General features: G+C 67.1%; 7 protein-coding genes. 1 reads left to right on the forward strand and 6 read right to left on the reverse strand.

Annotated elements, in window-relative coordinates; all coding sequences use genetic code 11:
- The 4 genes from ACFFGE_RS09715 to rpsL all read right to left on the reverse strand — a co-directional run.
- Positions 1-83, reverse strand: an 83-nt coding sequence (locus ACFFGE_RS09715; protein WP_376835154.1) for a GTP-binding protein, incomplete at its 3' end; no start/stop codon positions are given.
- A 54-nt stretch (positions 84-137) separates the two neighbouring features.
- Positions 138-2,219: an elongation factor G gene (gene fusA / locus ACFFGE_RS09720; RefSeq protein WP_376836160.1), complete on the reverse strand. Its 2,082-nt coding sequence runs from the start codon at positions 2,217-2,219 to the stop codon at positions 138-140.
- A gap of 152 nt (positions 2,220-2,371) precedes the next feature.
- Positions 2,372-2,845 carry a 30S ribosomal protein S7 gene (gene rpsG / locus ACFFGE_RS09725; protein ID WP_376836161.1) on the reverse strand — a complete coding sequence of 158 codons (474 nt, stop codon included), beginning with the start codon at positions 2,843-2,845 and terminating at the stop codon, positions 2,372-2,374.
- 39 nt (positions 2,846-2,884) lie between these two features.
- A complete protein-coding gene (gene rpsL, locus ACFFGE_RS09730; protein ID WP_376836162.1) occupies positions 2,885-3,259 on the reverse strand; it encodes a 30S ribosomal protein S12 in 375 nt (124 codons plus the stop codon).
- 404 nt (positions 3,260-3,663) lie between these two features.
- Here rpsL and ACFFGE_RS09735 point away from each other — a divergent pair, with 404 nt between their 5' ends.
- Positions 3,664-4,398 (forward strand): hypothetical protein, encoded by a 735-nt coding sequence (locus tag ACFFGE_RS09735; protein ID WP_376836163.1) that lies wholly within the window; start codon positions 3,664-3,666, stop codon positions 4,396-4,398.
- A gap of 65 nt (positions 4,399-4,463) precedes the next feature.
- Here the strand turns inward: ACFFGE_RS09735 and rpoC are convergent, their stop codons facing one another.
- Both rpoC and rpoB read right to left on the reverse strand, forming a co-directional pair.
- Positions 4,464-8,660 (reverse strand): DNA-directed RNA polymerase subunit beta', encoded by a 4,197-nt coding sequence (gene rpoC, locus ACFFGE_RS09740; RefSeq protein WP_376836164.1) that lies wholly within the window; start codon positions 8,658-8,660, stop codon positions 4,464-4,466.
- A gap of 152 nt (positions 8,661-8,812) precedes the next feature.
- Entirely contained in the window at positions 8,813-12,928 is a 4,116-nt protein-coding gene (rpoB, locus tag ACFFGE_RS09745; protein WP_376836166.1) for a DNA-directed RNA polymerase subunit beta, read from the reverse strand.
- Positions 12,929-13,080 lie beyond the last annotated feature (152 nt).

Consider the following 13,080-nt stretch of genomic DNA (forward strand, 5'->3'; position numbering starts at 1 on the left):
AGCGTCGTCTTGCCGTGGTCAACGTGACCAATCGTGCCGATGTTGCAGTGCGGCTTCGTGCGTTCGAACTTTTCCTTGGCCATTCTCTAGCTCCTTAGGCCCCGAGACCGGGGTTCCTCTTGGTTTCGGGGTTAAGTTTAGGCGGAGTACTTCTTGATCACTTCGTCGGCGACGTGTTGCGGCACCGGGTCGTAGTGGTCGTACTGCATGGTGAACTGGGCCCGGCCCTGGGACATGCCGCGCAGGGTGTTCACATAGCCGAACATGTTCGCCAGCGGCACGAAGGCGTTCACCACCGTGGCGTTGCCGCGCATGTCCTGGCCCTGGATCATGCCGCGACGACCGTTCAGGTCGCCGATGACCGAACCCAGGTATTCTTCCGGCGTCACGACCTCGACGGCCATGATCGGCTCGAGCAGCTTCGGCCCGCCCTTCTCGCGCAGTTCCTTGAAGGCCGCGCGCGAGGCGATTTCGAACGCCAGCACCGAGGAGTCGACGTCGTGGAAGGCGCCGTCGATCAGGGTCGCCTTGAAGTCGATCAGCGGGAAGCCGGCCAGCAGGCCGTTCTCCTTGGCCGACTCCAGGCCCTTCTGGACGCCGGGGATGTATTCCTTCGGCACGGCGCCGCCGACGATGGCGGACTCGAACACGAAGCCCGAACCCGGCTCGCCCGGCTCGAACACCAGCTTGACGCGGGCGAACTGGCCCGTGCCGCCGGTCTGCTTCTTGTGGGTGTAGTCGATCTCGGCCTTGCGGCTGAGGCTTTCACGATAGGCCACCTGCGGCGCGCCGATGTTGGCCTCGACCTTGTAGGTGCGCTTCAGGATGTCGATCTTGATGTCCAGGTGCAGCTCGCCCATGCCCTTCAGGATCGTCTGGCCCGACTCGTGGTCGGTGGAGACGGTGAAGGACGGGTCTTCCGAAGCCAGCTTGGCGAGCGCCACGCCCAGCTTCTCCTGGTCGGCCTTGGACTTCGGCTCCACGGCGATCTCGATGACCGGCGCGGGGAACTCCATGCGTTCCAGGATGACCGGCGACTTGATGGGATCGCACAGGGTGTCGCCGGTGCGGGTCTCCTTCAGGCCGGCCAGGGCGACGATGTCGCCGGCGTAGGCTTCCTTGATGTCCTCACGGTTGTTGGAGTGCATCAGCAGCATGCGGCCGACGCGCTCCTTCTTGTCGCGCGAGGAGTTCAGCAGGCCCATGCCGGTCTCCATCTTGCCGGAGTAGATCCGGCAGAAGGTCAGCGATCCGACGAAGGGGTCGTCCATGATCTTGAACGCCAGCACCGACAGGGGCTCGTCGTCCGAGGCCCGGCGAACCACTTCCTCTTCGGTCTTGTAGTCGATGCCCGGGGTCGGCGGGATGTCGACCGGCGACGGCAGGTAGTCGACGACGGCGTCGAGCAGCGGCTGCACGCCCTTGTTCTTGAACGCCGAGCCGCACAGGATCGGATAGAAGGCGCCGGTCAGAACCGCCTTGCGCAGGCACTTCTTCAGCGTCTCCTCCGAAGGCTCGTTGCCCTCGAGGTAGGCTTCCATGGCCTCGTCATCCAGCTCGACGGCGTTGTCGATCAGATACTGACGGGCGGCGTCGGCCTTGTCCTTCAGGTCGGCGGGGATCTCTTCGTCGCGGAAGGACGCGCCCAGGCCGTCGTTGTCCCAGATCACCGCCTTCATGCGGACCAGGTCGACGATGCCCTTCAGGTCCGACTCCTGGCCGACCGGCAACTGGATCGGCACGGCCTTCACGCCCAGGCGGTCGCGGATCGACTCCACCGACTTGTCGAAGTCGGCGCCCAGCTTGTCCATCTTGTTGACGAAGATGATGCGCGGCACGCGGTACTTGTCGGCCTGACGCCAGACGGTCTCGGTCTGGGGCTCGACGCCCGCGTTGCCGTCCAGCACCGTCACGGCGCCGTCGAGCACGCGCAGCGAACGCTCGACCTCGATGGTGAAGTCCACGTGGCCGGGGGTGTCGATGATGTTCAGACGCTTGCCGTTCCAGAAGGCGGTCGTCGCGGCCGACGTGATGGTGATGCCGCGCTCCTGCTCCTGCTCCATCCAGTCCATGGTGGCGGCGCCGTCGTGGACTTCGCCGATCTTGTGGGACTTGCCGGTGTAATAGAGGATCCGCTCGGTCGTGGTGGTCTTGCCCGCGTCGATGTGGGCCATGATCCCGAAGTTGCGGTAGTCTTCGATCTTGTGCGTGCGGGGCATGATACGGGCCTTGGGGAGCGTGCCTGAAAGGGATTTCCGGACGCCTCGGCGGCCGGTGTCGTGAACGTCTGAACTGTCGGATGCGACGGCGCGGGCGATTTAGCTCAAACCGCCCGCGCCGGATAGCCTTAGATGGGGATGCGGAACCCGGCTTACCAGCGGTAGTGCGAGAAGGCCCGGTTGGCTTCGGCCATCTTGTGGGTGTCTTCGCGCTTCTTCACGGCGGTGCCGCGATTGTTCGCCGCATCCAGCAGCTCCGCCGCCAGCTTCTCGGTCATGGTGTTTTCGCCGCGGTTGCGGGCGGCGTTGACCAGCCAGCGGATGGCCAGGGCGCGACGGCGGTCGGGGCGAACCTCGACCGGCACCTGATAGGTGGCGCCGCCGACCCGGCGGGACCGGACCTCGACGGCCGGGGCCACGTTCTCGAGCGCGGCGTGGAAGGTGGCGACCGGCTCCTGGTCCTTCTTCTTCTCGGCCAGGATGTCGAAGGCGCCGTAGACGATGTTCTCGGCGACGGCCTTCTTACCTTCGTACATCACGTAGTTCATGAACTTGGTGACGACGAGATCGCCGAACTTGGGATCCGGCAGGACTTCACGCTTCTGGGCGCGGTGACGACGGGACATGGATGTATCCTCTTAGATCTGGTGTGCGCGCAGAGGCGATTACTTCGGACGCTTGGCGCCGTAGTGCGAACGGCGCTGCTTGCGGTCCTTGACGCCCTGGGTGTCCAGCACGCCGCGCAGGATGTGATAGCGAACGCCCGGAAGGTCCTTGACGCGGCCGCCGCGGATCAGGACCACCGAGTGCTCCTGAAGATTGTGGCCTTCGCCGGGGATGTAGCACACCGCCTCGTAGCCGTTCTTGGCCAGGCGCACCTTGGCGACCTTACGCAGCGCCGAGTTCGGCTTCTTCGGGGTCGTGGTGTACACGCGGGTGCAGACGCCGCGGCGCTGGGGCGAGCCTTCGAGCGCCGGCACCTTGTTCCGGACGGGCTTGGGCTTGCGGGGCTTGCGCAGCAGCTGGTTGATCGTGGGCATTCGAACGCGTCTCTCTCTTCGATCGGTGGGGCGTGTGCCTTTCGGCCGGAGCGCCCCGTTGGCCTTCTTTTCGGACGGCGGACCGTCCCGGGTGGGTTTCGAGGCCGGCGTGACAAACACAAGAGACTGAACGCGCGCTTCGGGCGTTCAGCCCCCGCCTCGCAGCAGAGAGGCGGCCGGAAATGCGAAGCGCCTGAACGCGCGCTTCGGGCGTTCAGGCGGGACACAGCCCGGGATCGGTTGTCACCTCCGGCAGGACGCGCACGCCCGGCTCGAAAGTGCGCGCTCTCTACGCGCGCGGGGGCCCGGGGTCAAGCGGAGCGGTGGGCGGCCTGAAAGTCGCCGCGTTTGAGGGCTCGACTGCGGCTCTGGCCGGAGGGGCGATGTCGACAGCGGCGTTCAGCATGCGGGGGCCCGACCGGCGCTGGGCGCTCCTGGCGGCCTCCGCCGCTTTGCACCTGGCGATCCTCTGGTCGTTGGCGCTGAGGTGGGCCGAGGCGGAGCGCGTCCCGCCGATGGCTCCGGAGGCGCCGATCCTGCTGGACATCGCGCCCCGCCCCCTGCTGCGCGACGAGCGGCCGAGGGAGCCTTCGTTCGCGCGTCCGACACCGGTGACGGCCCAGGTCGCCGCAGCGCGCCCTGACGCGCCGCGGGTCCGGGTGAGAGATGAGGAGGACGCGGCCGCCTCTCCCTCCATAGCGAACACGACCACCGGCGAGGCGGTCGCTGTCCCCAGAGACTGGACCGTTCGCGAAGAGGCGCTGGGCGACCGGGTCGCCCGATCGCTGCGGAACAGCGGCGTCGGCTGTCGCATGCGCGGCGGACGAATGAGCGATCTGGAACAGGCGGATTGCGATCAGGCCTTCGGCCGGGCGGCCGCGCGGGCCGCGCCGATCACCGGGTCAGGCGACGCCCGGCGGGACGCCCGCTTCGCGGCGGAAGGCGCCAGGGCGCTGGCCCAGTACGAGGCGCGTCGCGCGCCCCTGGCTGGCGGCGTGGGGGTGGTCGGGCCCGCCGACTGCGTCGGCTCCAACTTCGGGGCGGGCTGCGCCGGGGCGCACCTGCCCGCCGTGCCGGGCGTCGATATGCGCCAGGGCGCCGACAACCTGGTGCGCCAGCCGTCGAACAAGCTGGACTGACCCTGACGAACAAGGGCGGCGCCGTCGCCGACGCCGCCCCCTGTCCATCGCGCTCCTGAAGGCGATCAGCCCTCGGAGTGCTCCAGTTCAGCCGCCAGGTCGGCGGGGAGCGGCTCGACCGCCGCTTCGCGTTGCGACGTGAGGGCCGCGTCGCGCTCGTTGGCGATCTTTTGCAGCGAGCGCAGGTAGGCGCCGGTGCCGGCCGGGATGAGACGGCCGACGATGACGTTCTCCTTGAGCCCTTCCAGGGTGTCGACCTTGCCGTTGACCGAGGCGTCGGTCAGCACGCGGGTCGTCTCCTGGAACGAGGCCGCCGAGATGAAGCTGCGGGTCTGCAGCGACGCCTTGGTGATGCCCAGCAGGACCGGCTGCATGGTGGCCGGACGGCCGCCGCGCTTCTCGACCTTGGCGTTCTCGAGCTCGGCCTCGGCCTTGTCGACGTGATCGCCCTTGATGAGGGTGGTCTCGCCGGAGTCCGTGACCTCGACCTTCTGCAGCATCTGGCGAACGATCACCTCGATGTGCTTGTCGTTGATCGGCACGCCCTGCAGTCGATAGACCTCCTGCACCTCGTTGACGAGATACTCGGCCAGGGCCTCGACGCCCTGGATGCGCAGCAGATCGTGCGGATCCGGGTTGCCGTCGATGATGTAGTCGCCCTTCTGGATCAGATCACCGTCGTGGACGGAGATGTGCTTGCCCTTGGGGATCAGGAACTCGACCGCCTCGCCCTGCACGCCGTCCTCGTTCGGTTCGGGCGTGATCTTGATGCGGCGCTTGTTCTTGTAGTCGCGACCGAACTCGACGCGGCCATCCATCTCGGCGATGACGGCGCAGTCCTTCGGACGGCGGGCCTCGAACAGCTCGGCCACCCGCGGCAGACCGCCGGTGATGTCGCGCGTCTTGGCGCCCTCGGTGGGCAGACGGGCGAGCACGTCGCCGGGCTTCACCTCGTCGCCGTTGGCCACCGACAGGATGGCCCCCACCGGCAGCAGGTAGCGGGCGTCGGCGCCGGACGACAGGCGGGCGTAGGCGTCGCCCTGGGTCACCCCCATGGCCGGACGCAGGTCCGAGCCGCGCGGGCTGGCGCGCCAGTCCGAGACGACGCGCTGGGCGATGCCGGTGGCCTCGTCCGTCTCTTCCTTGACCGACAGGCCGTCGACCAGGTCCTCGAAGCGAACGACGCCGCCGACCTCGGTGAGGATCGGGGTGGTGTAGGGGTCCCACTCCGCCAGACGCTGACCCTTCTTGACCTCGGCGCCGTCCTTGACCCGGATGCGGGCGCCGTACGGAGCCTTGTGGGTCTCGCGGTCCTTGCCGTCGACGACGACGGTGACGACGACGTTGCGGCTCATCGACACCAGATCGCCATGCGCCGCCTGGACGGTCGGGCCGGTGATCTTGGCCACGCCCGCGTTGGTGGCCTCGAAGAACGAGGTCTCGGCCACCTGGGCGGTGCCGCCGATGTGGAAGGTCCGCATCGTCAGCTGGGTGCCCGGCTCGCCGATCGACTGGGCCGCGATGACGCCCACCGCCTCGCCGATGTTGACGTTGGTGCCGCGCGCCAGGTCACGGCCGTAGCAGGCCGCGCAGACGCCGGTCTCGGCCTCGCAGGTCAGGGCCGAGCGGACCTTGACCGACTGGACGCCTGCGGACTCCAGCACCTCGATCTCCTCTTCCTGGAGATAGGTGTCGGCGGGGAACAGGACGTTGTCCGTGCCGGGCTCCTTGATGTCCTCGGCCGCATAGCGACCCAGGACGCGCTGGCCCAGCGAGACCAGCACGTCGCCGCCCTCGACCACGGCGCGGAGCGTGATGCCGCGCGTCGAGCCGCAGTCTTCCTCGGTGACGATGGAGTCCTGCGCCACGTCCACCAGGCGACGGGTCAGGTAACCCGAGTTGGCGGTCTTCAGAGCGGTGTCGGCCAGACCCTTCCGGGCGCCGTGGGTCGAGTTGAAGTACTCAAGGACGGTCAGGCCTTCCTTGAAGTTCGACACGATCGGCGTCTCGATGATCTCGCCCGACGGCTTGGCCATCAGGCCGCGCATGCCGCCGAGCTGCTTCATCTGGGCCTGCGAGCCCCGGGCGCCGGAGTTGGCCATCATGTAGACCGAGTTGATCTCCGGCGTGCGGCCCTCACGCAGAACGCGCGGCTGGGCGATCTCGCCCATCATCGCGTCGGCGATCCGGTCCGTCGCCTTGGCCCAGGCGTCGACGACCTTGTTGTACTTCTCGCCCTTGGTGATCAGGCCGTCGGCGTACTGCTGCTCGTACTCCTCCACCTGGGTGCGGGTCTCCTCGACGATGTCCAGCTTCTTGGCCGGGATGACGATGTCGTCCTTGCCGAAGCTGATGCCCGCCTTGGCCGCCTCGCGGAAACCCAGCGCCATCATCTGGTCGGCGAAGATGACCGTCGCCTTCTGACCGCAGTGGCGATAGACCTGATCGATCAGGTTGCCGATCTCCTTCTTGGTCAGGTTCTTCTCGAGCAGGCGGTAGCCGATGTTCGGGTTCTTCGGCAGCAGGGCGCCCAGCTTCATCCGGCCCGGGGTGGTGTCGATGACCTTGGTCACCGTCTGGCCGGCGGCGTCGAGCTCGGTCCAGCGCGCCTTGATCTTGGTGTGCAGGGTCACGACGCCGGCGTCGAGCGCGGCTTCGATCTCGCCCACGTTGGCGAACAACTTGCCCTCGCCGGGCTCCCCGTCCTTGACCAGCGACAGGTAGTAGAGACCGAGCACGATGTCCTGCGACGGCACGATGATCGGCTTGCCGTTCGCGGGCGACAGGATGTTGTTCGTCGACATCATCAGGACGCGCGCTTCCAGCTGGGCCTCGAGGCTCAGCGGGACGTGCACGGCCATCTGGTCGCCGTCGAAGTCGGCGTTGAAGGCGGCGCAGACCAGCGGGTGCAGCTGGATGGCCTTGCCCTCGATCAGCTTGGGCTCGAACGCCTGGATGCCGAGGCGGTGCAGCGTCGGCGCGCGGTTCAGCAGAACCGGGTGCTCGCGGATCACCTCTTCCAGGATGTCCCAGACCTGCGGCTGCTCGCGCTCGACCATCCGCTTGGACTGCTTGACGGTGCCCGACAGGCCCTTGGCGTCCAGGCGCGCGTAGATGAACGGCTTGAACAGCTCCAGCGCCATCTTCTTGGGCAGGCCGCACTCGTGCAGCTTCAGCTCAGGGCCGACGACGATGACCGAACGGCCCGAGTAGTCGACGCGCTTGCCGAGCAGGTTCTGGCGGAACCGGCCCTGCTTGCCCTTCAGCATGTCGGCCAGCGACTTCAGGGGCCGCTTGTTGGCGCCGGTGATGACCCGGCCGCGACGGCCGTTGTCGAACAGGGCGTCGACGGCTTCCTGCAGCATCCGCTTCTCGTTGCGGATGATGATGTCCGGGGCCCGCAGCTCCATCAGGCGCTTCAGGCGGTTGTTCCGGTTGATGACCCGGCGATACAGGTCGTTCAGGTCCGAGGTGGCGAAGCGGCCGCCGTCCAGCGGCACCAGCGGACGCAGTTCCGGCGGGATCACCGGCACGACCGTCAGGATCATCCACTCCGGCTTGTTGCCGCTCTCGAGGAAGGCCTCGATCAGCTTCAGGCGCTTGGAGGCCTTCTTGGCCTTCATCTCCGACGGGTTGTCGGCCAGCTCCGCGCGGTGCTTCTCGGCCTCGGCGTGCAGGTCGATGCCGATCAGGAGGTTGCGCACGGCCTCGGCGCCGATCTCGGCGGTGAAGCCGTCGTCGCCGAACTCTTCCTGGTAGCGATAGAACTCGTCCTCGGTCAGCAGCTGGTTCTGCTTCAGGGGCGTCAGGCCCGGCTCGGTGACGATGTAGTTCTCGAAGTACAGGACGCGCTCGACGTCTTTCAGCGCCATGTCCAGCATCAGGGCGATGCGGCTGGGCAGCGACTTCAGGAACCAGATGTGGGCGACGGGGGCGGCCAGTTCGATGTGGCCCATGCGCTCACGGCGGACGCGGGCCAGGGTGACCTCGACGCCGCACTTCTCGCAGATGATGCCCTTGTACTTCATCCGCTTGTACTTGCCGCACAGGCACTCGTAGTCCTTGGTCGGACCGAAGATGCGCGCGCAGAACAGACCGTCACGCTCGGGCTTGAACGTGCGGTAGTTGATGGTCTCGGGCTTCTTGATCTCGCCGAAGGACCACGACCGGATCTTCTCCGGGGAGGCCAGGGCGATCTTGATCTGGTCGAAGGTCGGGGTGACCGGGACCGGGTTGAAGATGTTCAGGACTTCCTGGTTCATCTGTCAGTTCCTTCTGCGGCGCGGGGCCGCGAATAATCTCAAAGGGCGGGAGCAGTGGTGGGTGACGAGTGAAGAGTGAGCAAGAAGTGAGCGATGGCCGGTGAGCTTTCGCCCAGTCCTTCGCTCACTTTTCACCACTCGCTCACCGCAACTCAGCCGTTCTCCAGCTCCACGTTCAGTCCCAGCGAGCGCATTTCCTTGACGAGCACGTTGAAGCTCTCGGGAATGCCCGCCTCGAAGCTGTCGTCGCCGCGGACGATCGCCTCGTAGACCTTGGTCCGGCCGGCCACGTCGTCGGACTTCACCGTCAGCATCTCCTGCAGGGTGTAGGCGGCGCCGTAGGCTTCCAGCGCCCACACCTCCATCTCGCCGAAGCGCTGACCGCCGAACTGCGCCTTGCCGCCCAGCGGCTGCTGGGTGACCAGCGAGTACGGGCCGATCGAGCGGGCGTGGATCTTGTCGTCCACCAGGTGGTGCAGCTTCAGCATGTAGATGTAGCCGACGGTCACCGGACGCTTGAACTGCTCGCCGGTCTGGCCGTCGTACAGGATCGACTGACCCGACTTGTGCAGTCCGGCTTCCTCGAGCAGGCGCTCGATGTCCGAGATGTGCGCGCCGTCGAACACCGGGGTGGCGAAGGGGACGCCCTTGGACAGGTTGCGAGCCAGTTCGATCAGCTCCTCGTCGGTCTGCGGCAGGGGGGTCTCCTTGCCGTAGATCTCGGTCAGGCGATCGACGAGGGCCTGCTTCTGGCCGCCGTTCTGCCAGGCTTCCAGGAGGTCGGCGATCTGACGGCCCAGGCCGGCGGCGGCCCAGCCCAGGTGGGTCTCGAAGATCTGGCCGATGTTCATCCGCGAGGGCACGCCCAGCGGGTTGAGCACCAGATCGACCGGGGTGCCGTCCTCCAGGTGCGGCATGTCCTCGATCGGCAGGATCTTGGAGATGACGCCCTTGTTGCCGTGACGGCCGGCCATCTTGTCGCCGGGCTGAAGCTTGCGCTTCACGGCCACGAAGACCTTGACCATCTTCATCACGCCCGGGGGCAGTTCATCGCCGCGCTGCAGCTTCTCGACCTTGTCCTCGAAGCGACGGTCCAGCGCCTTGCGGGCGTCCTCGAACGACCGCTTCATGGCCTCGAGCTCGCCCATCGCCTTCTCGTCGTCGAGCGCGATCTGCCACCACAGGCCGCGCGACAGCTCGGCGAGCTTCTCCTCGGTGACCGCGCCGCGGCCCAGGCCCTTGGGGCCCGAGACGGCGTTCTTGCCGAGCAGTAGCGGCTTCAGGCGGCCGTAGACGTTGCGCTCAAGGATCTTGAGCTCGTCGTCGCGGTCCTTGCCCAGGCGTTCGATCTCGGCGCGTTCGATGGCCAGGGCGCGCTCGTCCTTGTCCACGCCGTGCCGGTTGAAGACGCGCACGTCGACGATGGTGCCGGCGACGCCCGGGGGCAGACGCAGCGAGGTGTCGCGGACGTCGGACGCCTTCTCGCCGAAGATGGCGCGCAGCAGCTTCTCTTCCGGCGTCATCGGGCTTTCGCCCTTCGGCGTGACCTTGCCGACCAGGATGTCGCCCGGCTGGACCTCGGCGCCCACCGCCACGATGCCCGCCTCGTCGAGGTTGCGCAGCGCCTCCTCGCCGACGTTGGGGATGTCGCGGGTGATCTCTTCCGGGCCCAGCTTGGTGTCGCGGGCCATGACCTCGAACTCCTCGATGTGGATCGAGGTGAAGACGTCGTCGCGCACGATGCGCTCGGAGATCAGGATCGAGTCTTCGAAGTTGTAGCCGTTCCAGGGCATGAAGGCGACGAGGGCGTTGCGGCCCAGCGCCAGCTCGCCCAGCTCGGTCGAGGGGCCGTCGGCGATGACGTCGCCGGCCTTCACCTCGTCGCCCACGCGCACGATCGGGCGCTGGTTGATCGAGGTCGACTGGTTGGAGCGCTGGAACTTCGACAGGCGGTAGATGTCGACGCCCGAGCGACCGGCCTCCAGGTCGCCGGTGGCGCGCACCACGATGCGGGTGCCGTCGATCTGCTCGACCACGCCGTCGCGGCGGGCCACGACCACGGCGCCGGAGTCACGGGCGACCACGGCCTCCATGCCGGTGCCGACCAGCGGCGCGTCCGACTGGACCAGCGGCACGGCCTGACGCTGCATGTTGGCGCCCATCAGCGCGCGGTTGGCGTCGTCGTTCTCGAGGAACGGGATCAGCGCCGCGGCGACCGAGACGACCTGCTTGGGCGACACGTCCATCATGTCGACCGCGTCCTTGGGGATCAGGGTCGACTCGCCGTTGATACGGCCGGGGACCAGGTCCTCGACGATCTCGCCGTTCTTCAGCTCGATGTTGGCCTGGGCGATGACATGCTTCGCCTCTTCCATGGCCGAGATGTAGACCACCTCGTCGGTCGCCTTGCCGTCCTTCACGCGGCGGTACGGGCTTTCGATGAAGCCGTACTTGTTGACCCGCGCGTGGGTGGCCAGCGAGTTGATCAGGCCGATGTTCGGGCCTTCCGGCGTCTCGATCGGGCAGATGCGGCCATAGTGGGTCGGGTGCACGTCGCGCACCTCGAAGCCCGCGCGCTCACGCGTCAGACCGCCCGGGCCGAGCGCCGACAGACGGCGCTTGTGGGTGATCTCCGACAGCGGGTTGGTCTGGTCCATGAACTGCGACAGCTGCGACGAGCCGAAGAACTCGCGCACCGCCGCCGCGGCCGGCTTGGCGTTGATCAGGTCGTGCGGCATGACCGTGTCGATATCGACCGAGCTCATGCGCTCCTTGACGGCCCGCTCCATGCGCAGCAGGCCGACGCGGTACTGGTTCTCCAGCAGCTCGCCGACCGAGCGGACGCGACGGTTGCCCAGGTTGTCGATGTCGTCGATCTCGCCGCGGCCGTCCTTCAGGCCCACCAGGATCTGCAGCACCTTGAGCACGTCTTCCTTGCGGAGCACGCGCACTTCGTCGCCGACCTCGGGCGTCTCCAGGCGCATGTTCATCTTGACGCGGCCGACCGCGGACAGGTCGTAGCGCTCGGAGTCGAAGAACAGGCTGTTGAACATCGCCTCGGCCGCTTCCGGCGTCGGCGGCTCGCCCGGGCGCATGACGCGATAGACGTCGAACAGGGCGTCCTCGCGCCCGGCGTTCTTGTCCACCCGCAGGGTGTTGCGCATGTAGGCCCCGACGGTGACGTGGTCGATGTCGAGCACGTCGATGGTCGAGAAGCCGTTCTCTTCCAGCAGGGTGATCGTGGCCTGATCCAGTTCGTCCCCGGCCTCGGCGTAGATCTCGCCCGTCTGCATGTTGACCGCGTCGGCGGCCAGGTACTTGCCCAGCAGCGCGTCGGCGGCGAGCGACAGCGACTTGACCGTCTCGCCCAGCTTCTTGGCGGCGCGGGCGCTGACCTTCTGGCCGGCCGGGGCGATCACCTCGCCCGTGTCGGCGTCGACCAGATCGAACTCCGGCTTCACCCCGCGCCAGCGCTCGGCCTTGTAGGGGGTGACCCAGGTATCGCCGCGCTTCTCGTAGGGAACGGTCTCGTAGAAGGTCCGCAGGATCTCCTCGCCGTCCATGCCCAGCGCATAGAGGAAGGTGGTCGCCGGCACCTTCCGGCGGCGGTCGATGCGGACGTAGACGATGTCCTTGGCGTCGAACTCGAAGTCCAGCCAGGAGCCCCGGTAGGGGATCACGCGGGCGGCGAACAGCAGCTTGCCCGAGGCGTGGGTCTTGCCCTTGTCGTGGTCGAAGAAGACGCCCGGCGAACGGTGCATCTGGGAGACGATCACCCGCTCGGTGCCGTTGACGATGAAGGTGCCCTTGTCCGTCATGAGCGGGATGTCGCCCATGTAGACGTCCTGCTCCTTGATGTCCTTGACCGACCGGGCCCCGGTCTCCTCGTCGGCCTCGAACACGATCAGGCGCAGCTTGACCTTCAGAGGCGCGGCGTAGGTCATGTCGCGCTGGATGCACTCGTCGACGTCGTACTTCGGCTCCTCGAACTCGTAGGAGACGTATTCGAGCACGGCGCGCTCGTTGAAGTCCTTGATCGGGAAGACCGACTTGAAGACCGCCTCGATGCCCTCGTCGTTGCGCTGGCCGGCGCGCACTTCGCGCTGCAGGAACTGCTCGTAGGAGGCGCGCTGAACCTCGATCAGGTTCGGCATGCGCACGGCCTCGGGGATCTTCCCGAAGGACTTGCGGATGCGCTTCTTGCCGGTGAAGGACGTGGCGAGATCGATCTGACCGGCGAGGGCGAGATCGTCGAGGGTCTTGGCCATTCTGTTTTCCCAATCGCGGGGGTGGGGAGCCCCGCGTCCAATGCAGCAGCGACCGCGCCTCGCCCCCGTGGGCGACTCGCGGCTTAGGTTTTCGGCGTCCACCCTCGATCCTGGCGGATCAGGACGCCTGAATTGTGAGGCTCCCTTGGGGA

The organism is Brevundimonas balnearis (assembly GCF_042434805.1).
Taxonomy (GTDB): domain Bacteria; phylum Pseudomonadota; class Alphaproteobacteria; order Caulobacterales; family Caulobacteraceae; genus Brevundimonas; species Brevundimonas balnearis.